This is a genomic window from Massilia sp. H6, assembly GCF_024802625.1.
Classification (GTDB): Bacteria; Pseudomonadota; Gammaproteobacteria; order Burkholderiales; family Burkholderiaceae_D; genus Telluria.
Genome location: NZ_CP103371.1, coordinates 2,076,974 through 2,100,197, shown reverse-complemented (window position 1 = coordinate 2,100,197; position 23,224 = coordinate 2,076,974). Strand labels below are relative to the sequence as shown.

At 58.0% G+C, this 23,224-nt stretch carries 22 protein-coding genes; 13 read left to right on the top strand and 9 right to left on the bottom strand.

Going from position 1 to position 23,224, the window contains the following annotated elements; all coding sequences use genetic code 11:
* Positions 1-6: 6 nt before the first annotated feature.
* The 6 genes from NRS07_RS09420 to NRS07_RS09395 all read right to left on the bottom strand — a co-directional run bounded on the left by NRS07_RS09420 (position 7) and on the right by NRS07_RS09395 (position 3,200).
* The gene (locus NRS07_RS09420; RefSeq protein ID WP_259212912.1) at positions 7-1,080 is read right to left on the bottom strand and encodes a sensor histidine kinase; all 1,074 of its coding nucleotides are present in this window, start codon (positions 1,078-1,080) and stop codon (positions 7-9) included.
* 13 nt (positions 1,081-1,093) lie between these two features.
* Complete coding sequence (locus NRS07_RS09415) at positions 1,094-1,807, bottom strand: cell wall-active antibiotics response protein (protein ID WP_259212910.1); 714 nt, start codon at positions 1,805-1,807, stop codon at positions 1,094-1,096.
* Entirely contained in the window at positions 1,797-2,174 is a 378-nt protein-coding gene (locus NRS07_RS09410; protein ID WP_259212905.1) for a LiaI-LiaF-like domain-containing protein, read from the bottom strand. Before NRS07_RS09410 ends, NRS07_RS09415 begins: the two co-directional genes overlap by 11 nt.
* Before the next feature lie 193 nt (positions 2,175-2,367).
* Positions 2,368-2,541 carry a hypothetical protein gene (locus tag NRS07_RS09405; RefSeq protein WP_259212904.1) on the bottom strand — a complete coding sequence of 58 codons (174 nt, stop codon included), beginning with the start codon at positions 2,539-2,541 and terminating at the stop codon, positions 2,368-2,370.
* Positions 2,542-2,616: 75 nt separating this feature from the next.
* Entirely contained in the window at positions 2,617-2,778 is a 162-nt protein-coding gene (locus tag NRS07_RS09400) for a hypothetical protein (protein WP_259212903.1), read from the bottom strand.
* Between the two features lie 251 nt (positions 2,779-3,029).
* Positions 3,030-3,200, bottom strand: coding sequence for a hypothetical protein (locus NRS07_RS09395; RefSeq protein ID WP_259212902.1), 171 nt, complete (start codon positions 3,198-3,200; stop codon positions 3,030-3,032).
* 1,066 nt (positions 3,201-4,266) lie between these two features.
* On the opposite strand from NRS07_RS09395, the gene NRS07_RS09390 reads away from it, so the two are divergent.
* The 11 genes from NRS07_RS09390 (at position 4,267) to NRS07_RS09340 (ending at position 16,476) form a co-directional block, all read left to right on the top strand.
* Complete coding sequence (locus NRS07_RS09390) at positions 4,267-6,237, top strand: nucleoside-diphosphate sugar epimerase/dehydratase (protein ID WP_307729946.1); 1,971 nt, start codon at positions 4,267-4,269, stop codon at positions 6,235-6,237.
* Positions 6,238-6,290: 53 nt separating this feature from the next.
* Positions 6,291-7,619, top strand: a complete 1,329-nt coding sequence (locus tag NRS07_RS09385; RefSeq protein ID WP_259212893.1) for a nucleotide sugar dehydrogenase — start codon at positions 6,291-6,293, stop codon at positions 7,617-7,619.
* 19 nt (positions 7,620-7,638) lie between these two features.
* Entirely contained in the window at positions 7,639-8,700 is a 1,062-nt protein-coding gene (locus tag NRS07_RS09380) for a Gfo/Idh/MocA family protein (RefSeq protein WP_259212892.1), read from the top strand.
* Positions 8,701-8,702: 2 nt separating this feature from the next.
* Positions 8,703-9,287, top strand: coding sequence for an acyltransferase (locus NRS07_RS09375; RefSeq protein WP_259212891.1), 585 nt, complete (start codon positions 8,703-8,705; stop codon positions 9,285-9,287).
* 48 nt (positions 9,288-9,335) lie between these two features.
* Positions 9,336-10,466, top strand: coding sequence for a DegT/DnrJ/EryC1/StrS aminotransferase family protein (locus NRS07_RS09370; protein ID WP_259212883.1), 1,131 nt, complete (start codon positions 9,336-9,338; stop codon positions 10,464-10,466).
* 108 nt (positions 10,467-10,574) lie between these two features.
* Positions 10,575-11,705, top strand: coding sequence for a glycosyltransferase family 4 protein (locus NRS07_RS09365; protein WP_259212879.1), 1,131 nt, complete (start codon positions 10,575-10,577; stop codon positions 11,703-11,705).
* On the top strand, positions 11,677-12,372 hold the full coding sequence (locus NRS07_RS09360) for a hypothetical protein (RefSeq protein WP_259212873.1): 696 nt from the start codon (positions 11,677-11,679) through the stop codon (positions 12,370-12,372). The genes NRS07_RS09365 and NRS07_RS09360 overlap by 29 nt, the downstream gene beginning before the upstream one ends.
* A complete protein-coding gene (locus NRS07_RS09355) occupies positions 12,369-13,148 on the top strand; it encodes a hypothetical protein (protein ID WP_259212871.1) in 780 nt (259 codons plus the stop codon). The genes NRS07_RS09360 and NRS07_RS09355 overlap by 4 nt, the downstream gene beginning before the upstream one ends.
* Positions 13,149-13,195: 47 nt before the next feature.
* Positions 13,196-14,470, top strand: a complete 1,275-nt coding sequence (locus NRS07_RS09350) for a DUF1565 domain-containing protein (RefSeq protein WP_259212868.1) — start codon at positions 13,196-13,198, stop codon at positions 14,468-14,470.
* Between the two features lie 87 nt (positions 14,471-14,557).
* Entirely contained in the window at positions 14,558-15,793 is a 1,236-nt protein-coding gene (locus NRS07_RS09345; RefSeq protein WP_259212866.1) for a glycosyltransferase family 4 protein, read from the top strand.
* Between the two features lie 92 nt (positions 15,794-15,885).
* Positions 15,886-16,476, top strand: a complete 591-nt coding sequence (locus NRS07_RS09340) for a sugar transferase (protein ID WP_259212863.1) — start codon at positions 15,886-15,888, stop codon at positions 16,474-16,476.
* 331 nt (positions 16,477-16,807) lie between these two features.
* Here the strand turns inward: NRS07_RS09340 and NRS07_RS09335 are convergent, their stop codons facing one another.
* From NRS07_RS09335 to NRS07_RS09325, 3 genes are all read right to left on the bottom strand, one after another.
* On the bottom strand, positions 16,808-17,488 hold the full coding sequence (locus tag NRS07_RS09335) for a membrane-associated phospholipid phosphatase (protein ID WP_259212860.1): 681 nt from the start codon (positions 17,486-17,488) through the stop codon (positions 16,808-16,810).
* Between the two features lie 53 nt (positions 17,489-17,541).
* On the bottom strand, positions 17,542-18,723 hold the full coding sequence (locus tag NRS07_RS09330) for a hypothetical protein (RefSeq protein ID WP_259212858.1): 1,182 nt from the start codon (positions 18,721-18,723) through the stop codon (positions 17,542-17,544).
* 101 nt (positions 18,724-18,824) lie between these two features.
* Positions 18,825-20,108 (bottom strand): oligosaccharide flippase family protein, encoded by a 1,284-nt coding sequence (locus tag NRS07_RS09325; protein ID WP_259212856.1) that lies wholly within the window; start codon positions 20,106-20,108, stop codon positions 18,825-18,827.
* Positions 20,109-20,785: 677 nt separating this feature from the next.
* On the opposite strand from NRS07_RS09325, the gene NRS07_RS09320 reads away from it, so the two are divergent.
* Together NRS07_RS09320 and NRS07_RS09315 are read left to right on the top strand one after the other, a co-directional pair.
* Positions 20,786-21,991: an acyltransferase gene (locus NRS07_RS09320; RefSeq protein ID WP_259212855.1), complete on the top strand. Its 1,206-nt coding sequence runs from the start codon at positions 20,786-20,788 to the stop codon at positions 21,989-21,991.
* A gap of 131 nt (positions 21,992-22,122) precedes the next feature.
* A complete protein-coding gene (locus NRS07_RS09315) occupies positions 22,123-23,007 on the top strand; it encodes an SDR family oxidoreductase (protein ID WP_259212854.1) in 885 nt (294 codons plus the stop codon).
* The last annotated feature ends 217 nt before the right edge of the window (positions 23,008-23,224 follow it).

The following is a 23,224-nucleotide window of genomic DNA, read 5'->3' as shown; positions in this document are numbered from 1 at the left end:
TCCTCTTCATGGTTCGTTTATTTGGTCCTGTGCGGGCAGTACCAGCACTACGATGAACTTGCCGTCTTCGCCAGTCCAGTGCAGGGCAGCTTCCTTGCCATAGGCCGCCGCCAGCCGCTGGCGTACATTGACCAGGCCGATTCCATCGCCGGCGACGGGTGAACCGGCCGGGCACGGATCGGCGTCGTTTTCGATCCGGATGCGCAGCAGCGAACCGGTACGTTCGGCACTGAGTGCGATGCTGCCGCCCTCGAGCCGTTGGCCAATCCCGTGTTTGACCGCATTCTCCACCAGCGGCTGCAGCAGCATGGGCGGCAGCATGCAGTCGCTGGCGCCCTCGCCAACCCGGCACTCAAAGCGCAACCGTGGACCGAAGCGCACCTGCTCGATCGCCAGGAAGCGTTCGAGCAGCGCCAGTTCCTGATGCAAGGCGACCTTGCGGTGAGCCTCCAGACCGAGCGTCTGGCGAAAGAAGCCGGCCAGCTGCAAGGTCATGTCGCGCGCCCGGCCGGCATCGATGCTGGTAAGCGCGCTGATCGAGTTCAGGCTGTTGAACAGAAAGTGCGGGTCGATCTGGGTGCGCAGCATGCGCAGTTCGGCATCCTGCGCCAGCAGGCGCGATTCCAGCTCGCGGTTCTCGGCGCTGCGCGCCCGTTCGAATTCCAGCGCCAGGTAGTGGGCCACCGCCGTCATCGAGTACAGCAACACGCCCAGGCAGAACATGATTGCGACCAGGGGACGCTCGAACCGCACCGCGTCGGCCAGCACCAAGTTGCACAGCGATGCCCAGGCACTGGCCGCGACGCACCACAACACGGCGGCTGTAGAGGCACTGAAGAAAAAGACCGACAACACCGCACCCAGCCTGCGCTGGGTCAGTGGATAAGCGCGACACAGGTAGTAGGCGGAAAAACCGCAGGCGACCGCATACAGCAGCGTCAGCGGCAGGGCAAAGGCCAGGCTGGGGCCGGGTGCTACGCCGGTGCCGGCGTTGACCAGGCCGGCCAGCAGCAGACCCAGCATCAGCCAGGCCAGCAGGTAAAGCGCGACGCTGCGCCGGGCCCAGGATGTACCGTTCATCGCATGCGCACCGTCAGTTGCGTACTTCCACGCCGCCCATGATGGCGTAGCCGCGCACCAGCAGGCGCTTGCTGTTGTCGGGTGGCGCGATGGTCTTTTCCTCGAAGCCCCCCATGATCGGCGTGCCGTCCAGGATCACTGTCCAGTCGGGCGGAACCTTCAGAGTAACGCCGCCCCAGACAGCAAACACATTGACTACCGCCTCACCCTGGATCGACGAATGGCGCAGGTCGAGAGCGCAGCCTCCCATCACTGCGGTAATTTCGCCGCCGCGAAAGTTCGGCGTGACGACCCGCCGCTCGAAGGCGCCCAGGATGGCGGTGACGTCCACCACGCTTTCCCCGCCGGCGTCGGTCTGGTCCTTGACCTCGGCCAGCGATAGCTGGCGGCGCCCGATGTGTGCCTTGAACAGCGTATAGACGCCAAAGCCGATGAATAACAGCGGCCACAGCACGCGCCAGTTGAAGTCGATGATGTTCATCCGGTCCAGCATCAGGATCACGCCTAGTGCGATCAAGCCTGTTCCCGTCAGCTGCCCGCCAAGGGTCTGGGTGTCGCACAGCTTGACGGTGCCGACGATCAGGAACAACATCGGCCAGAACGATATGGCGCTACGGGTGTCGATGATATCGAGGTTATCGAGCAAAAACAGCAAGCCCACCAGGATCACCAGCAGGCCGAGTACTACCTGGCTGGTCACGCCTTTCGCGCGCAGTTTATTTTGCATGCTGGTTCTCCGGATGGTGATGTGCAAGGCGCCGTGTGACGAACGGTTCGGCCACCATCTTGACACCCCAGGCCAGGATGAATAACGGCCAGCTGTTGCGGAAGGTAAGCCCGGCCAGGTGCTCGAGACAGGCAAACAGCCACAGCCCGATGAAGACGGTCCAGAGACCGTTGCCGAATTCGCGCGCGCTCGGGGAACCGATGCTCTGGTTGATGCCGATTGCAACCAGCAGCAGCGGCCAGTAATGCCATATGGGTCCGGCGTCGATATAGTAAAGACGGTCGAGCAGGAAGAGCGCGCCGACAGCGATCAGGAGCAGGCCCCCAACCACCTGTTTGCGCCAGCGATAAGACTGTTGGTTGTTCATGATGCGGCTCCTCGTGTGTAATCGGAATGGACACACGATACCGCAGCCGGAGCTGGCGGGGAAAGCGCTTATCGGTCAACGGCGGTGCCGGGTCGGCGAACGGCGTGCGATTCGGCCAATGGCGCGCCGGCCAGGTGCATGGACGAAAAAAAACCCGCCTTTTCAGGGGCGGGCTGGCAGGGCAAGGAGCAAATCAGGCCGAAGCCGACAGGTCCATTTGCGGACGACCCTTGACCTGGTTACGGTACTTGCCGCGGGCTTCTGCCATTTTGACGGCTTCGCGCGCGATATTCATGCGGCGAATTTCCAGGCGTTCCTGCTTGCCGCGGTGTTGTGCTTCGTGTTTGCTGCCAATTTTGTGGGTCATGAACGTCTCCTGGTTGAACACCATTTTCTGGTGCTGGCCACGCCGTCCTGGCGCGGTATGGGAATAAAAACGGTGCTAAGAGCGGTTGTTGGCCAGTTCGAGATCGGACGGCATCAACATGCCCCATCCGAGCTGGCGCCGAATTTCTTCCGGCGTTGGCGGCGGTGCGGTATCGCGCGAGCGGCGCTCGAGGTATTCACGTACCAGGTGCTTGGGCGGATACTTGATCTCGAACATGGCAACCTCCGCTATTGTCTAGGGCCTCGCCTGCGCGCCGGCCCGGATCTGGTGCCGGTCCTCGAGGCGACCGGCTAACCTGCAGAGCTGTTGGCGCCGCACGTGCCGCGCAGCCCCTCACTCACACAGCTTCATGATAACGATGACTTGGCAAACCGACCGTTAGCTAGCTCACACTGCGCGATAGGTGCGATCCTACAAGGCGCATGGCAATCCCGGAAAGCTCGCCAGCAAGCGAATCTGGTCGTTGATCAGTAGCGGTATTTCAGGTTCACGTAAAAGGTGCGGCCGGCCACGTGCAGCTTCTGCTGCTCGTGCTCGCTGTAGCGATAGTAGGCGCGCTTGACATTGGTGATGTTGGTCGCGTCAAACGACGGCACGAGGTTCTCGCGCAAGTTGTAGCGGGCATCGGATGCCAGCACGGTGACCGGTGCGCCATGTGATTCGAGCGACCGGCATCAGCACGCCGTTGATGGTCGACAGACCCTGGCTATTTGCGTTCGGTGCCGGCGCGGGGTTGTTGCGTGGATCGAGTAGCTGCACCGTGTCCTGGCCTGCCCCGCCGGTCTTCGGATAACCAATGATGTCCGAGTAGAACAGGTTCCCGCCCACTATCGAACGGCGCCCGGCATACCACGCCCAGGACGGGTCGAGGTTCTTGGCCAGGAGTGCTTCCAGGCGTGGATTCGGGCCGTTGACCTGGCAGATACCGTCGGTGCCGACCGGCGAACCGTAGCCGGCGCCGAGGATGTTGTAGTTCTGGCGCGCGTTCGTAATACTGGATCGCGTCGCTGGACGTGGTAATCACACCCGGCGCGGGAGCGCAGGTGGTCCGGGCCCGCGGGCCGGCAGAGGCAGGCGCTAGAGCCGCCTTTGTCGGGGTGTTGATAACGGAGGGCCTCCCTCGATGATCATTTGTATTAGACGCTCTATTACTTTGAGGAATGTACCAGCACGAGCCTCGCGCAGGCTATGCCAGGCGCATGAAGTTGCGCGTTCGTGGTTCGTACCCACCGCGGTAGTCCGGCACCCGTGCGTACTGTCTTCACCACTGCGACGCCAATCGAGCTTCGACGCCCTTATCGAGCGGGTCTCGCCGCCTCAGGCACGCCAACGCCGCGACCGGCCAGTCGCAATTTTTTGCTTGTCTTAATTCCCCCCAACGATTCTGCAATCTTAGCATCGTCGACTACCCATCAATAACCATTGGTAATGGAATTAGCGATTTATTTCCGATTTCCATTTCTTATTCGAAATTACAGGTGTTTTCTTTTAATTCACTCTTTGCCGTTGAGTGAAGTCAAACACCGCACGTAGTGTACGCCAGATAATAAATTTACAAAATTTACGAAATGCTCAGCCAGGGATAAACCTCGGATTTATACATAAACGTGCATTCAAGGCGGCACTCATCGACTTCTATCGTTTCCCCCAGCAAGCAGATTCACGCATCAATTTATTCTCTTTATTAATAACCAGCGGATCGCCATGTCGAATTCAAGCTCAGATCTTTTCAGCCAGCTGCGCACCCGAATGGTGTCGATGAGCCGCACCAGTAAAATTGCCCTGATGGTCACAGCCGACCTATTGGCATTGCCAGCATGTTTTCTAATCGCCATGATATTACGCGGGGGAGACTTGCAACTTGCAATGAATTATGGACCGGCATCGTATGTACTGGTCGCAGTCGTTACCATTGCGGCATTCTCCATCTCCAATCTTTATCGCGCCGTCATCCGATTTATCGATCAGCGGCTACTGAGCTTGACGGGCGCCGCGCTCGCATTCGCCATATTATGTGTATACGTCGTATTAATTTTAGTGGACGAGCCACGGTTTCCGCGCAGCGCGCTCGCCATTTACTGGTTTGTGGTTTTCTCCTACGTCGTCACATCGCGCATTGGCCTGCGTAATTTGCTGCGGGTCCGTGATGGACGCAGCAGCAAATCCGATGCGGTCGCTGTCTATGGTGCCGGAGATGCCGGTGCCCGGTTAGTACAGGCGATGCGCCACAGCGATGAATATCGCCCGGTCTGTTTTTTCGACGACAAGCGCGCCCTCAACGAACGCACTATCGCCGGCCTGCGCGTGTTTAATACAGCGCGCCTGGCCGAAATCGTGGCTGCGCAAAGCATCCGCACCATCGTCATCGCCCTGCCCTCGGTGTCCGCCGAACGGCTGCGCGATATCACGCAGCGTCTCGGCCAGGGCGGCGTACCCACCAAGATCCTGAGCCGCGTGGTCGACCTGTCCGACGACCGCCCACCGGCAAGCGGCGCGATTCGTGAGCTCAAGTTCGAAGACCTGCTCGGCCGGCCACCGGTGCCGCCCCGGCTCGATCTGTTCGCCCGATGCGTGCGCGGTAAGAACGTACTCGTGACTGGCGCCGGTGGCTCCATCGGCGGTGAGCTGTGCCGCCAGATCGTCACGCTCACCCCCGGCGAACTGCACCTGCTCGACCATTCCGAATACGCGCTCTACACAGTGCGCCAAGAACTGACCACGCGCTTCCCTGCGCTCACCATCCATGCGCACCTGGGATCGGTCTGCAATAGCGACCTGATAGAACGGATATTGCAAGAGGGAAAGATCAACACGATTTACCATGCGGCTGCATACAAGCACGTTCCACTGGTCGAGACCAATATCGTCGAAGGCCTGCGCAACAATGTCGTGGGCGCCCAGGTCGTGGCGAGTGCTGCCGCCAAACACCGGGTACAGACCTGCGTTCTGATTTCCAGCGACAAGGCGGTGCGTCCAACCAACATCATGGGCGCCAGCAAGCGCATCGCGGAACTGATTTTCCAGGCCGCGGCCGTCCGCCACGGCGCCCATACCACTTTCTGCATGGTGCGGTTCGGCAACGTGCTCGGTTCGTCCGGTTCGGTGATCCCGCTATTCCAGCGCCAGATCACACGTGGCGGACCGCTGACCATCACCCATCCCGAGGTGTCGCGCTACTTCATGCTCATCGCCGAAGCGGCGCAACTGGTGATCCAGGCAGGCGCCATGGCCAAGGGCGGCGACGTATTCGTGCTCGACATGGGTGAGCCGGTCAAGATCGTCGATCTGGCACGCACCATGATCGCCATGTCCGGCCTTACCGAACGCAGCCTCCAGAATCCGCGTGGCGACATCGAAGTCCAGTTCGTCGGCCTGTTCCCGGGCGAGAAGCTGCACGAAGAACTGCTTACCGACGGCACCGTCTTCCCCAGCGAGCATCCGCGCATCATGCGGATGAAGGAAAGCGCGCTGCGCCCGAGCGTGCTCGAGACCTGCATTACCTGCCTGATGATGGCCTGCGAAACCCACGAGCGCGGCACGATCGAGTCGATGGTCAAGGCCATCGTCGCCGAATACGTGCCGACCGCGCCCGACCTGGAGCCGCCGCTGGTGGCCGACGTGGCCGACAAGCCGCGTCCGAGCCTGATCAAGAAGTTCGTACCGTTCCGGATTTAATGCCTGCCCCTGAACCCTGTCCTCCCCATTGTCACTGACCGACGAGGAAACACATGCGCGACGATAACACCTCACCTCACCTGGAGCAGCTGCTGGCGAAGCTGCAAGACCGCACCGCCGTCATCGGGATTGTCGGCCTCGGCTATGTCGGGCTGCCACTCACCCTGTGCTACGCGGCACAAGGCTTCAAGGTGCTCGGCATTGACATCGACAACGACAAGATCGAACGCCTGAACCGTGGGGAGAGCTACATCAAGCACATCGACGCCCGTGCAATCGGTGCGGCGCGCGAGCTCGGCTTCGAAGCCACCGCCGATTTCACTCGCGCCGCCCAAGCCGATGCCTTGATCATTTGCGTGCCGACGCCGCTCAACGCCTACCGCGAGCCCGACCTGTCCTTCGTGCTCGGTACCGTGACCGCCCTGCTGCCCCATGTGCGGCAGGGCCAGGTGGTGTCGCTCGAAAGCACCACCTATCCCGGCACTACCGAAGAAGAATTGCGCCCACGCCTAGAATCGCGTGGCTTCACGATCGGGCGCGATCTGTTCCTGCTGTTCTCGCCCGAGCGCGAAGATCCGGGCAATCCACACTTCCAGACGCGCACCATCCCGAAGGTATGCGGCGGTTCGACCCCCGCCTGCCTTGAAGCCGGCTTGGCGCTGTATCGCGCGGCGGTCGACCAGGTGGTTCCGGTCAGTTCCACCCGCGCTGCCGAACTCACCAAATTGCTTGAGAACATACATCGCGCCGTCAACATCGGCCTGGTCAATGAAATGAAAATCATTGCCGACCGCATGGGGATCGACATCCACGAAGTGATCCGGGCCGCTGCCACCAAGCCTTTCGGCTTCACGCCCTACTACCCCGGACCAGGCCTGGGTGGCCACTGCATCCCGATCGATCCGTTCTACCTCACCTGGAAGGCACGCGAATACGGCCTGCACACCCGGTTCATCGAACTGGCCGGCGAGATCAACAGCGACATGCCTCAGTGGGTGATCAGCAAGGTGGCGGACGCACTCAACGAACGCGGGCGCTCGGTCATGGGCAGCCGGGTGCTGGTGCTGGGCATCGCTTACAAGAAAGACGTCGAGGACATGCGCGAGTCGCCTTCGGTCGCGCTGATGGAAATCCTGCGCCGCAAGGGTGCCGGCGTCGACTATTCCGACCCCCACGTGCCGGTGTTCCCGCGCATGCGCGAGCACCGCTTCGAGCTGTCGAGCGTGGCACTGACACCGAACGCGATCGCATCCTACGACGTGGTGCTGATCGCTACCGCCCACAGCAGCGTCGACTACGAGCTGGTGCGCCAGTACGCCAACCTGATCGTCGATACCCGTGGCGTCTATGCCGAGCGCCTGCCGAACGTCGTCAAAGCCTGAGCCCAGTCCGGAGACCACCATGCGTACCTATCCTCCTGCCATACTCGACCGCAAGATCCGCTTCGCCCTGGTCGGTTGCGGCCGCATTGCAAAGAATCACATGAATGCGATCCGAGAGCACCACGATCGCTGCGAACTGGTCGGCGTGTGCGACGTCAACCCACGCGCGCTCGAGGAAGCCGCCGCCGGCACCGGCGCCCGCCCCTACCGCAGTCTGGACCAGATGCTGCGCGAATGCGATGCCGACGCCTTCGTGCTCGCCACGCCTTCCGGGCTGCATCCGCAACAGTCGATCCAGATCTCCCGCGCAGGCCGCCATGTCATCACCGAAAAGCCGATGGCTACACGCTGGGAAGACGGCAAGGCGATGGTGGCGGCCGCCGACGCGGCCGGGGTGCGCCTGTTCGTCGTCAAGCAGAATCGCCGCAACGCGACACTGCAACTACTCAAGAGCGCAGTCGAGAAAAAGCGTTTCGGTCGAATCTACATGGTCAACCTGAACGTGTTCTGGACCCGTCCTGAAGAGTATTACAACAGCGCCAAATGGCGCGGCACCTGGGAGTTCGACGGCGGCGCGTTCATGAACCAGGCCAGTCACTACATCGATCTGATCGACTGGATCATCGGACCGGTGGAAAGCTTGCAAGCCTACACTGCCACGCTGGCGCGCGACATCGAGGTCGAGGACACCGGTGTCATCAGTGTGCGCTGGCGCAATGGTGCGCTCGGGTCGATGAACGTCACCATGCTGACCTACCCGCGCAACCTGGAAGGCTCGATCACCGTCCTTGGCGAACACGGCACGGTGCGCATAGGCGGCGTGGCAGTCAATGAAGTGCAGCAGTGGGAATTCGCCTCGCCCGACCCGGACGATGAAGGGGTCGGGCACGCCAGTTACCAGACCACCTCGGTCTATGGTTTCGGCCACCCGCTCTACTACGACAATGTCATCAAAGTCCTGCGCGGCGAAGCCGAACCCGAAACCGACGGCCGCGAAGGGCTCAAATCGCTCGAGGTGCTGGTAGCAGCCTACCGCTCGGCGCGCGACGGCAAGCGTATCGCGCTGCCGCTGGAGTATTGATCATGGCGATCGTCATCCATTCCAGCGCCATTGTCGACCAAGGCGCGGTTCTCGGCGACGGCACCAGGGTATGGCATTTCGCCCATGTCTCGGCCGGTGCGCGTATCGGCACCGACTGCTCGCTCGGACAAAACGTCTACGTCGGCAATGACGTACTGATTGGCGACGGCGTCAAGGTCCAGAACAATGTTTCAATCTACGATGCCGTGACGCTCGAAGACGATGTGTTCTGCGGACCGAGCATGGTCTTCACCAATGTCTACAATCCGCGCGCCGCAGTGGTACGCAAGCACGAGTACCGGCGCACCCTGGTGCGGCGTGGCGCCACCATTGGCGCCAACGCCACCATCGTATGCGGCGTGACGATCGGCGCGTGTGCCTTCGTCGCCGCCGGGGCCGTGGTGAACCGCGACGTCTCCCCGTTCGCGCTGGTCGCTGGCGTACCGGCACGCCAGATCGGCTGGATCAGCCGCAATGGCGGACGGCTCGCGCTGCCCCTGGCGGGCGAAGGCGAAGCGCGTTGTCCTGAAACCGGTGAAGTGTACGTCTTGCGCGACGGTGTCTGCGCGCCCGCCCGTGACCACTGACGCCCTGTCATCCACGATCTTGCCATTCGCTCCGAATAAGGAAAAGCCATGCAATTCATCGACCTCAAATCGCAATACGAAGACTCGCGCGACCTGATCAATAGCCGAATCCAGGCTGTCCTCGACCATGGCCAGTACATCATGGGTCCTGAAGTGGCCGAGCTCGAACAGCGCCTGGCCGACTATACCGGCGCAAGGCACTGCATCACGGTTTCCTCAGGGACCGAAGCGCTGATCATTGCCCTCATGGCACTGGGCGTGGGTCCAGGCGACGAAGTCATCACCACGCCATTTTCTTTCATCGCCACGGCCGAAGCCGTGCTGCTGGTCGGCGCCAAGCCCGTGTTCGTCGACATCGAGCGCGCCAGTTGCAATATTGATCCTCAGCTGATCGAACAAAAAATCACGGCGGCCACCCGTGCCATCATCCCGGTATCGCTGTACGGACAGACGGCCGACATGGACGCCATCAATCTGGTGGCGTCGCGCCATGGCCTGGCGGTGATCGAAGACGGCGCACAAAGCTTCGGCGCCACCTACCGCGGTCGCCAGAGCGGCGGCTTATCCACCATCGGCTGCACCAGCTTCTTCCCAAGTAAACCGCTCGGCTGCTATGGCGACGGCGGCGCATTGTTTACCAGCGACGACGCCCTCGCGACCGCAATGCGAGAAATTCGGGTGCACGGCCAGTCCCGCCGTTACGTACATACGCGCCTCGGCGTCGGCGGGCGCATGGATACGCTGCAATGCGCCATCGTGCTGGCGAAACTGGAGCGCTTCGACTGGGAGATCCGGCAACGCCGGCGCGCCGCGGCCGCATATGACGCGCTGCTGCATCCGCACCTGCCGGTGATTGCCTGCCAGCCTGACCGCACCAGCGTCTATGCACAATACACGGTGCTGGTCGAGCAGCGCGATCAGCTACGCAGCGAGCTCGATGCTGCCGGAATCCCGACTGCGGTCCATTACCCGCTGCCAATCCACCAGCAGCCCGCCTACGCTCACCTGGCTGCCGGGGAGCGCTATCCAGTATCCGAAGACATGGCCGCACGCGTGCTCAGCCTGCCAATGGGCCCCTATCTGTCCGCCTCCGATGCGCGCCACGTGGCCAGCAGTTTGCTGCGCGCTACAAACCTGACCCAGCCTGGCCGCGTGGAGACGGTCGAACTATCGGTGTGATATGCGAGCGAAACAGGCGGCGGCCGTTCAAATTTAGCGATATGCAGCTTGAATGTTCACCCGTTTCGCATGCCCCATGCTTGCAAGCTCATCCAGGGATTTTCGCTCATGTGCAAGATCGTTCACCTCACGTCCGCGCATCCACGCAACGACATCAGGATCTTCATTAAACAGTGCCGAACGCTTGCAGCTCACGGCTATGACGTGACGCTGGTAGTTGCAGATGGCAAGGGCGACGCGCATGTCGATGGCGTCACGATCGCCGATGTCGGCCGCCTGCCAGGCCGGCTGAACCGCATTTTCAAGGTAACGAAACGAGTGTTCGACAAGGCTGTTGCACTGGACGCGGATATCTACCAGTTCCACGACCCTGAATTGCTTCCTGCAGGGCTCAAGCTCAAACGGCTGGGCAAGACCGTGATCTTCGACTCGCACGAGGATACCGCCAGCCAGCTGGTCGGCAAACCTTACCTTGACCCCCTCTCGCGGCGCGTGCTGCCGGCCATGTTCGCAGCATACGAACGTTTTGCCTGTTCCCGCTTCGACGGCGTCATCGCAGCAACTCCCTGTATTCGCGATCTTTTCCTGAAAATCAATCCGGTCACGGTAGACATCAATAATTTCCCCATCGTCGGCGAATTCAGCACCGCGACACCATGGAACCTGAAGAAGGACGAGGTGTGCTACGTCGGCGCCATTAGCGGCATCCGCGGCATTCGCCAGATGGTCAGGGCCGCGAGCCTGTTGCAGTCGGGAGCGCGCCTGAACCTGGCCGGCCGCTTCTTCGACCCGGTAAGCGAGGCGCAAGTCAGAGCCCATCCCGGCTGGGGGCGTGTCGCCGACCTTGGTTTACTGGATCGCGCAGGCGTGCGCGACGTGATGGCACGCTCGGTCGCCGGCTTGGTAACGCTGCTCCCCCTTCCAAACCATGTCGATTCCTTGCCCACCAAGATGTTTGAGTACATGTCTTCGGGTATTCCAGTGATCGCGTCTAACTTCAAGCTATGGCGCGAGATCGTCGAAGGAAACGAATGTGGCATCTGCGTCGATCCTCTTGATCCTCAAGCAATCGCCACCGCGATCGACTATCTGGTCTGCAACCCGGACATCGCCAAATCAATGGGGGAGCGCGGAAGGCGGGCAGTAATGGAAAGGTACAACTGGGACGTCGAGGCCACGAGACTGACCGATTTCTATGGGGCGCGTTCAAATGCTAAACAAGCTATCGCAACTGTTTGACCAGGTTGTCGCCGTTGCCAGATTGCCCGTGGTGCGGCTGCAATTTCATCTGGTCCTGAACCCTGAAAATGTCGAAAAGAGCTACCGGTACTACACCAAGCCGCATCCGAAATACAAGATATTCCCCAACAAGGCGGTGGGGGCTGCGCTGGTAGACCTGACCAGGTTCCGTAGCCGCGATGACTACGCCCAGGAACTCAAGCGCCGCAAGGAAGCAGAGCGCCACGTCAAGAAAGCCAGGTCCAAGGGTTACGCGGTAATGGAGATCGACAGGAACGATTTCGTTGACGATATCCACGAAATCAATAATTCCGTTGAGATTCGCCAGGGCCGGCCAATGGATCCCGCTTATAGAGACAAAAAAACCAGCTACCAGTCCGAAGTCAATTTCAGGTACTACGGCGTGCTCAGTCAACATGGACAGTTGATGGCTTACTGCGAAGTTGCATACCTGGGTAATTTCGCTGCCTTTAATCGGGTGATCGGCATTCGCAACAATGACGGCATCATGCACTTGATGGTCGCGGAAATCATTTCTCAGGTTATCGAGACCGGAAAATTCGACTACCTGATGTATGACACCTATTTCGGTGCAAGTCCCGGTTTGAAGACATTCAAGAAAATGTTTGGATTCGAACCTTATCGCGCAAAATACTCTCTCCTATGACTACCATGCTCGGTCGCTTGTATTGTGATTACCTGATGCCTTCTCAACTGGCCGCCTACGAAGAAGTCGTGCATCGGGCTCAAGAAGCATGCTATGAGCAATTATCGGTGCGCGATTATGTCGAGCGCGTACGCGATGGAGCTTGCGTCCCAGGGAAATTTCTCGTACACCGCCATGACATCGATACCGATCTGCGCACCACCAGAAAGTTGTTCGACATCGAGAAAAAGCACGGGATCAGATCGAGTTTTTATTTCAGGCTTTCTACCCTTGACTTTGGCCTGATGCGGGATATCGAAGAATATGGGAGCGAAGCCAGTTACCATTACGAAGAGCTAGCCGCCTTCGCCAAGAAATACCGGATCAAGGACCCGGCAACTTTACGCGCGCGGATGCCTGAAATCCGCGCGAACTTCCTCGCGAATTTTCTGTATATCGAGGAAAGGCTGAAAAAGAAGCTACGCACGGTGGCAAGCCACGGCGATTTTGTCAACAGGCGATTAAAGATCACCAACACCGAAATCCTTGACGATCCGCAATTGCGCAAAGAATGTGGGATCGCCTGCGAGACCTATGATCGTGCGCTGCTGGATCATATTGATATCTACATTTCGGATCGCCCTGCTCCACAGTATTATCATCCGACATCGCCCACCCAAGCAATCCGCGAACACCGCAGGATATGCCTGGTAACGCATCCTCGCCAGGTTGAAACAAATTGGGCAGAGAATACGAAAGACAATATTTTCCGCTTTTATGAGGGACTGATCTGGTAGTGAAAAACACCCGGTTCCGCCACCCCGATCCAGCCGGAAAACGCGCCATGACACCGATACCGATTCTCCAGATCGCGGGCCTGATTACCCGCATCATCCAGAATGGCGCCCGCTCCGCTGTCACGGCCAGGGGCGACGCGCAGCGACAATTAGTCTTTCCTGGCAGCGCGCAATCCCCTCTGGCTGTCCCGAATGACTGCAGCCCGTCGGCGTGGGCATGCAAGACCCTCCCCGCCGCCTCGTGTGCAATTCTTGGCATCCTGCTCGCTGCCTGCAGCGGCGGCAAACATCTGTACGTGGCGCCCTCGGGCAGTGATACCAACCCAGGTACAAAAGAGGCCCCGTTCGCGACGATCTCGCATGCAGACTCACGCGCGGCACCAGGATTTACCATTCACGTGGCCCCAGGCATCTACCGGGTAGCGGCGCCGTCACCGGGCAGCGCCGGCATCCACACCGTCAAGAGCGGTACGGCGAACGACCGCATCAGGTTTGTCTCGGACCGCAAATGGGGGGCCAAAATCGTCTTCTCTGGGACTGGCATCGCATGGAACTCGGAAGGCGCTTTCGTCGACATTGACGGTTTCGATATTTCCGGTACCGGCCGCATCGGCATCCTGGCCAAGGGTGGCAACGAGCACATCACGCGCAACTTCGTCCACGACTTGACTGTAAGCGGCGGCTGCAACGGACGCGGCGGCGCGGCGATCAATACCTGGGGTCCGGTTGGCGGCGCCGTCATCGATTCGAACGTCGTTCGTAACATCGGCCTGCAATGGCTTGCAGGCCGGACCTGCAACACGGTACAGGGCATCTACGTTGCCAATGCCAACAACCGGATATTGAACAACGTGATTTCAGGCGTGGCGTCGGTCGGCATCAACAGCTGGCATGGCGGGACGGCCTCCACGATCGTGAACAACACGATCCTCAATTCGAAGATGGGAATCGTGATTGGGCACGGTGACAGCGGCGCGACCGCAGCAGGCACCAGCAACAACTACGTAGCCAATAATATTGTTTTTGGGAACGGGCATGGCATCACTGAGATGGGCAAGGTGGGCGGGAACAACCGGTATGTGAACAATCTGGTTCATTCCAACAATAACAATTGGCGCGTGATGGGCCAGGTCATTGGCACAATTTCCGCCGATCCAATGTTTTTAAATTTTAGAAACGATGGCACTGGGGACTATCGCCTTCACACAATGTCGCCCGCGACCGGTCTCGGCGCAAACATTCATCTAAGAATGGATGCTGCGGACGCCCGGACCGGAGCGCCGTTCGGGGCGCAGGCACCTATCTCTGTGGACGAAAGATGAATAGCCTGGGTACGGGCTAGTAAAGGCATCGGGGCGCAGATGGATCCTTTTTGATAAATCAGCCTTATTCTTGCATTGAGCGCGCGAATGAATATTCTCCTGATCAATCACTATGCCGGTTCGCCCAGGCACGGTATGGCCTATCGACCCTATTATTTAGCTCGAGAATGGGTCCGTATGGGACACCGCGTCCGCATACTCGCAGCAGACAACTCGCACATCCGCGCCTGGCAGCCAGAATTAGCGGGCGCGGCGTGCCTCCACGACACCATCGATGGCGTGGAATACACCTGGTATCGCACGCCAGCCTACCAAGGCAATGGTGTCGGTCGCGTCAGAAACATGGCAGCCTTCGTCACTGCCCTGTATCGAGACAGCAAACGAATGGCACGGGAGTTCGCGCCGGACTTGGTGATCGCATCGAGCACTTACCCAATGGATATCTGGCCCGCGAGCCGCATGGCGCGCTTAGCCAAGGCAAAATTGCTGTTCGAAGTACATGACCTGTGGCCGCTATCGCCGATGGAACTTGGAGGAATGTCAAAGTGGCATCCATTCATCATGCTAGTGCAGATGGCCGAAGACTATGCCTACCGCCATGCCGACAGTGTGGTGTCGATGCTACCCAAGGTACGCGAGTACATGCAGTCACGTGGGATGCTTCCGGAAAAGCTGCACGTTGTGCCAAATGGGATCGATCCGGCAGAATGGCAGGCGAACTGCCCCGGGCTGCCTGAAGCTGCCAGCAAGATGCTTGCCGGGCTGCGCGAACAGGGAGTAGCCATCGTGGGGTATGCAGGAACCCATGGCGTATCGAACGCGCTGGACAATACCTTGGATGCGGCAAAATTAATGCTGGGCGAGAAGGTTGCATTCGTGTTCGTTGGCGGCGGGCCCAGCAAGGCCAGTCTGCAACAACGTGCCGCGCGCGAAGGTCTGGACAACGTGTATTTTCTCGATCCTGTAGAGAAAATTCGAATTCCATCATTGCTGCAGTGCTTCGACATCGCCTACATTGGCTGGCATCGCCATCCTCTATATCGCTTCGGCATTGCCCCAAATAAGTTGATGGACTACATGATGGCAGCTCGCCCAATCTTGCATGCAGTGGCCGCTGGAAACGACCCGGTGCAAGAAGCAGGCTGCGGCATGACCGTCGAGCCAGACAATCCCCGGGCGGTTGTGGAAGGCATTCAGGCTTTACTCGCTCTTTCCCCCGACGAGCGCCGTGCCATGGGACTTAGAGGCAAGGCATTTGTACTCGAGAATCTTACCTACCCTGTGCTGGGCCAGCGATTCCTTGACGCTTGCGTAACGCGATGACAAAGCGATCGTCCCCCCCTGCTCCCAAGCCCGCCTCACAGTCATTGTGGAGCAAAATATTCAATGGCCACTTGCCCGTGAGGGGGCCCCGGATGTGCGCACGTCGCAGGGCACGAGAACTGTCAAAACGCTCATTCGACGTGTTCCTGGCAATGGCGGCTTTGCTTGTTTTTATCATTCCCTTACTGGTCGTTGCATTATTGGTGAAACTGACGTCGAAGGGGCCGGCTCTATACTGGTCACATCGAGTCGGACGACATAACGCGATTTTCTCGATGCCGAAATTACGAACCATGCGGGTGGGCACTCAGGTAGTGGCAACCCATCTGCTGCAGAATCCCAATGATTGCCTGACTCCGATCGGCGGATTCCTGCGCAAATCCAGCCTGGATGAATTGCCTCAGCTCTGGAGTATCCTGTGCGGCGACATGAGTATCGTTGGCCCGCGCCCGGCGCTATTTAACCAGGAGAATCTGATCCAGTTGCGAACCGTCGAAGGTGTGCATACGATTCGCCCGGGCTTGACAGGTTGGGCGCAAATTAATGGACGAGACGAGTTACCAATTCCTGAAAAGGTCGAGCTCGACGTGTACTACCTGCGCCATCAATCTCTGACGCTCGACCTCAAGGTCATCCTGCTGACCGTGCTCAAGGTAATGCGCAGGGACGGCATCGCCCACTAACAGCTTTCCGTAAAGTTCATTGGTAATGCCCCCCTTGAATGATCGCCTGATCAGCGCGAGCCACGCCGTTCGCGGGGTAAACAATTGCTCATCCGCTGGGCTGGGCAGGCCGGCATTGTATGACCACGCACGACCCGTCGCGCCCAAGGGGGGCTTGTATTCGGCTGCAGGCTGCCGCGCCCGGGGCGGGAGTATTCATCAACCCAGGGCTGGATCGCCCCGATTCTTGGGACACATCCGAAGCCCGAGTTCCGGTGGGGCCAGGCGCATGGCGTCGCCGCTTTAACAGAGCTTGACAAGCCTGCTGGCGAAGTTACCCTACGCAAGTCGATCAGGCAATAATCGACTCACCAGTGGACATGATCATGCCCTGCCCTTGGCCGGCTGTTTGGCCAGGTGCACCGCATAACACTCGTTTGGGCCATTTAAACGGACGATCTCTCCCGGATAGGTGGAGTGCTACATCAACGAGTCGATGATTAATAGTCGCTGGCTTCAGGCTGAAGACCAGGGCGAACACAAGCATGCTCAGTGGAATAGCCCATCGGTTTAACTGTGGAGACGGCAACGAGCGGGCAATTCGTATGTAGCCCATGCTGATACAAGTACCTAGAACCAGGCTGGCGATGACTTCGGAGGCCGTGTGGAAATTAAAGTACACCAGTAGTACACCGAGACCGACACTGACGCCGCCCCCGGCAAGCGCCCCTGCCAAACGCCAGGTGTCTGTGCTCCCCTGTAAAGCGACAAAGAATAGTACTGGTACGACGGCCGAGGCGCACAGGGCATGGCCACTTAACGCGTTGAACTGCAGTGCGGGGATTTCGACAGCCCAACCAAGGAATGCAATCTTTGATAATGCGACCAGGACCAACCCCCCACCGAACATCAGGCACCAATACATTGCCAGCTTCCACGAACGTCCGACGATGAGCCATGCGGCGATTGCCGCTGCCATCGGAAGGGCGAATGCAGTGTGACCTATGTCGATGATCAATTTCCATGACATCATGTGCTGCTCTCCCAATCAATGCAGGTGCCAGGTACAAACGTCACCCGCTACTCTCACATCGCGCCAATTGGCTGAGGCGACGACGTCATGTGATGCGGCAAGCGCGTCTCATTCCTTCTCGTGTAACGATACTTGGCGAATGCGCCGAGTGCAGCGCCGACGCTCATATCGGGAACCGACTTAGCTGTCAGCGCCCACAGAATTGAAATGCATACGAAACAGCAGGCCAGGATAAAATCAGGCGATTTTTTGCGCAAAAAATATCCATCCATGAACAGTCGCGACGCTGACCACACTAACATTCCACCTAGAATCAAAAACCCAATCAACCCAAAATCCACCCAGGCACACAGTATATTGTGCGCATAATGACCGTCTGCGTAGCTTCCGAAATCGCCAAAAATCGGATTCTCCGTGATCGTACGCCAGGCATCTTTTGACAACTGCTCGCGAGCCACATTCGAGCTCGAATGCGAAAGATCGAATAGTTGCAATATTCGATTATCCGGCAACGCTCCGACGATCGAGTCGGCATTGGCGCCAATCCAGATAAACAGAAAGAACACCAGATTCATCGAGTACACCTTGCTTTTTGCGTAGTAAAATTCGATGATTGGAACCACAAACAATACTGCGGAAAATTCGCTGCGCGCACCGTTCAGGAACAGACTGCAGGCAGCTAGCCCGTAGAGCAGGAATCTGACTCCAATTGACTTAACGACGGCGATAACTATCAAAAAGGTGTAGATGTATGACCGCGCAAAACCCTGATAGGTCGCGAGACTTTCAGGGTTACTGGCCTCATCCAGAGAACGGAGATAAAAAAACCCGTCGATGGAAAAGTAAATGGTGATGGCTGACATGAAGGCCAGCGATGCGGCGGCCATGGCAATGAATTTCCTGTCACTTAAGTCGATCATCCTGAACACGATATATACATCAACGCAAAATATCATGCTGAACATGTGTTTTTGCACAATTGCAGAGTTGGTTCCAGCTGCAAAGTTTGCCATTAACACCAGGGCGTAATAAGCGACGAACAACATAAAAAACAGATCCGCCTCAAGAAAGAAATTTCTCTTCTTTCTAGCAGCGATAAAATACATTCCTATAATAGGCAAAGTAAATAACAGTGCGACCGGCGAAAAATAACCGCCCAGCAGCGCAGGAATGATTCCCAATCCTAGTAGAGTGTGATAAAAGAAAAATCCCGGAAACAAGAGAAGGAATGCCATGTATATGGCGAATTTTTCAGTGCTCGAAGATAATAAACGGCTCGAGCGGACCTCACTTGTATTCATCATTCAATCCTGACGGCCTCGTGTTGTCTAGTCAGCTATAGCTCGCCCGAGGCCGCCGGTGCGGAACGACTGCGACCCAGGCTTGCATTTTGAGAAAATCGATGGGACATATATAAATAGACGATATACAGCAAAGAGTAACTAATCGTGTAGTTCCAGAGGATTTGCGTAAGCGGTAGCGGAGCGAGGAATACCGTGATGGTCGTGATGAATAATGCAATCTGCCAGACAAACTCTACCTTCTGCTTACCTGCAACAAAGAACACGTAACTCAGCGGACTGGCAACGAAGTTGAGGAAGTACAGAGGTGCCAGGATCCGAGCGAACTCTCCGGCCCCACGCCATGGCTCGCCAAAAATCCAAGCACAGAAATCGGGGGCAAAAATGAAAATTATTATTGCCGGTCCACTGCCGAGTAAGACCAGCGCCTTGAATGTGCGGCGATAGGCGTTCTTGCAGTTTCCTAACGTTTGGAATTCATGTACCGCTTCGCGTTTGAATACTTCCAGCACGGATGCGGCAAGTAGAGAGATCGGTGCGGTCAGGATCCTTTCCGTCAAAGCGAACAGGCCCGCAGCAAACAGGCCATACTTCGCACCGATCAAAAACAGCGGAAATTTTCCAGCCGCAACATTGAGTAGGCCGGCAGGCAGGGAATACTGCCAGAAGGATTGATGTTTTTTGAGAAACTGGCGTTGTGTGCTCGTAGGCGTTAGCGCAATGCGCGGGAGTGGCGGCGACAACAGCAGGATCGCGGCTGTCATACCTACCGCTAAGCCAATAATATGTCCAGCCAGTAGGCCCATCCCGCCTACCCCAAGCGATAACAACAGCACTTGGCTAATTGCAATTGTCCCAGCACCATAAACTTTCACCAAAGCTGCTTTACCGAAAGCACGATATGAAGTTGCATAGGCACTGGCCGTATGGTTATACGCTGTTATCCAGGTGCCGACGCCAATTGTTAGCAAGCCAAACCAGGACATGGCTTGCGCTTGCGGGAGACCCCATTCACGCGCAAGTACTGCGCACAGCGTAATAATTATTGCCAGCAATGTCGAGAAATAGGCTACGACGCTAAAACAGGTTTGCTGGGCACTTTTCTCATGGTCGAGGATCATTGCCGCCTCCAGCCGCAGGGTCGCGACGGTGGACGCGATGGCAATGACCCCTAGCCAGATACTAAATGCACCCATGTCGCCCGGCGTACACAAGCGCGTAATCAATGGCGCAACTAACAAGGGGAGTGCCTGCGCGGCGACAGTGCCAGTGAGAACGGTGGCGGCATGTTTCCAGAAGGCTGGCAAAGTTGCGAGCATGGTCACTCTTAAAGAAGTTTCCGAAAAACCCTGGCAGCTTTCCCGACGACGTCTCGGACCGCGTCACACAGGCCAAAAAAATCAGCAATCAGCTTTGATTGTCTGGTGATTGAAGATTCTCGGATTGACGGGTATCAGTTGTCACCCGTGCCAGGGATTTGCGTCCGAACCGCCTGCAGGTAGTTGGAGGTGGGCGTATCTGCCGTTGATGTGCGAAGCACGGGCGAGAACCAATTCTTCGTGATAGGCGCGCCAGTTTATTACGCAAGGCGACATGGATTTTCGGAAAAAATGTTAATGCTTACCTTGTAACGACATTCCATGTGGATGGGTGGCTAGTTTGAGTGATTTCAATGCGTCGAGCGTGTCGAGTTGATATTGTCGGGGGCATCGAATTGCCAGGAACAAGCTGAGTCGACCGGCTCCACTGTGGACACGGGATGGACGATCAACACAATGGCTTAGTGCATCGCGTATCAATCACCTGGCATCAAAGCGGCCCTTGGCAAGGCCATTTCCAGCCCGTCGCTTCGGGCCTCACGAACAGATGATCTTTGCCAATCGAGTCACTTGCGAATTCGCAAGCTGCACCACGTTCTTTAACTCACGCTTCCCATCCAGTGTCGGCGCCGCCATGCCCGACTGCATAGCGCGACGAACCCACATGAGGACTTACCATGCGCAGCCTTACCATGCCGAAGCTGACATTCCAGTCGCAAGGCCAGATCGGTGACGATTACTGGCACTCCATTCTTATCTCCGTCCTGCGCGGCCTTGCGGCATTCGTTGTGGCTGCTGCGCACCTGCGCGCAGAAATGTACCCAGGCTTGCGTACGGTCACCGATCCATCCCTGTGGTTCCAGGGCTTTGCTTTCGTCACAGGCTTTGCGCACCAGGCAGTGCTGGTGTTTTTCCTGATTAGCGGCTGGCTGGTGGGCGGCAGTCTGCTGAGCAAAATCGGACAGCCGGGCGTGTTGACCAATTATGCGATCGATCGTGCTTCGCGTTTGTGGACAGTACTGGTGCCAACCTTCGGTTTGACGCTGCTGTTGGGCCTGGGTACCGGCGTTCTTGTCCCGGGCAGCATCGATTTCTCGGGCGCCAACGAATTTTCGGCGCTGTCATTCGCGGGCAACCTGTTCGGCCTCCAGGGCGTTGTCCTGACCAACTTCGGCGGCAACTACGCTCTATGGAGCCTGGCTAACGAGACCTGGTATTACGTGCTGTTCCCACTACTGGTCGTGCTTTTTACCGCCCGCCGCGCACGCTCGCGCCTGGCCAGCGGTGCGATGTTGGCGCTGTTGGCAACGCTGTTGCCGCTTCCCATCCTCCTGTATTTCTCGATCTGGCTGCTCGGCGTAGCCTTTTCGCGCGTGAGAATCGAGTGCAGCACTGCCCTGCGTTGCGCATGGTTGCTGCCTCTCGCTGCGGCATGTTCCTATTTCCGTTTGACCGCCGACAACGATAGGTTCGATCAAGTAACGCTGGGGATGGACATTTTGCTCAGCCTGATGTTTCTGCCGTTGTTGTCCAGCCTGCAGTTTCGCGCTGCGCCGACATCGAAACTCGCGCGCCCCCTGGCCAGGGTCGGAACCTTCTTCGCTAACTTTTCGTTCAGCCTGTACGTATTGCACCTGCCGCTCATCTTCTTGCTCAAACACGTGGCGGGCACGCAATTTGGTCTGCAACAGCTCTCTCCCGCCGAACCAATGCACTTCCTGCTATATCTGGGGATGTTGGCTGTCTTACTGGTCGGATCTTACCTGTCTTATCTGCTCTTCGAATCGCAGACCTATCGCATGCGACACATCATTAAAGCGGTGGTTCAGCGCCGCCCCGCTGCACGTCCCGCTGGAGCGGCCGCGGCGTCGGCCAAGCGCTAGCTAGATCGGCAGAAGGCTCCTCAGCCACTGGAAACGTACCAGCACGCAGCGGCGTCGTTCAGTGCAACTGTTCGTTCCGTCCAAGCGTCGCGGTCATAGCGACGCAACTCATCATGTCGACAGGAGAATTCATGAATACCATTGCAGTAATCGGAGCAACGGGCGAAGTTGGATTCAGACTGGTTCAGGCCCTGCATTCGTCCTACCGTATCGTCGCTATCGTGCGCAACCTGGGCAAGCGCGATTTCAGCTGTTATCCCGACGTGGAAGTTCGCTACGTGGCCGACATATCGAAGGTCGAGGATCTGGCATTGTCGCTCGTTGGCTGCGATGCAATTGTGAATACAGGCTACATCTGGTTCGCCGAATTCATACACAAGGCGGTTCTTGAAAGCCAGGCGCAGGTTCGCCATATCGTGTTCACTGGGTCGACCGGAATTTTTACCCGCCTGCCTTCGCCAAGCGCCGATCGCAAACTCAGGGCCGAGGCATTCATTCAAGAACACTACCGCTTTCCCTGGACGATCATTCGGCCAACGATGATCTACGGCCATAAAGATGACCGTAATATCTCGAGGCTGGTACAGGCAGTTGCACGCTATCCGCTGATGCCCTTGATCGGTTCTGGGAGCAACCTTATCCAGCCAGTCCTGATCCACGACCTCGTCAAGGCATATGGCACAGCGTTGTTCAACGCCAGGTGCTATAACAAGTCGTACAACATTGGCGGTAGCAAGGCTTATTCGAATCGCGAGCTGATCGCATGCGCTGCCGCCAGCCTGGGCCGGCGGGCCAGGCTGGTACCACTTCCTGCAGCGCTTGTACGCTGCGGCGTAGCCTTGCTGTCGGTGATCGGTTTGAGCCCCATCTCAAGGGAACAGGTGCAGCGTTTCCAGGAAGACAAACACATCGACCTCAAAGCCTTCATCACCGACTTCAACTACGTGCCTCACGATTTCGAGCACGGCATCGAGTACCTGGTGCACGACTTGAAAGCGCATGGCCAACTCCGCTGATCAAGCGGCTGCTTGCTGGGCCCATCACCCGAGCTCTCGCGTCAGCTTACCTCGCCCCTTCACGCCTTGACCGACACTGCTTGGCGCTGTCGATTGCGGGTTTACTGCACCTGGCTTCCCAAAAGCTCATAGCGTTCTCGCGCGTAGCAAATCAATAGCCCGCATGACCCATGCCCGGAAACCCGGTGCTCGGAAGACACCCTTGCCTGGTCCAAGG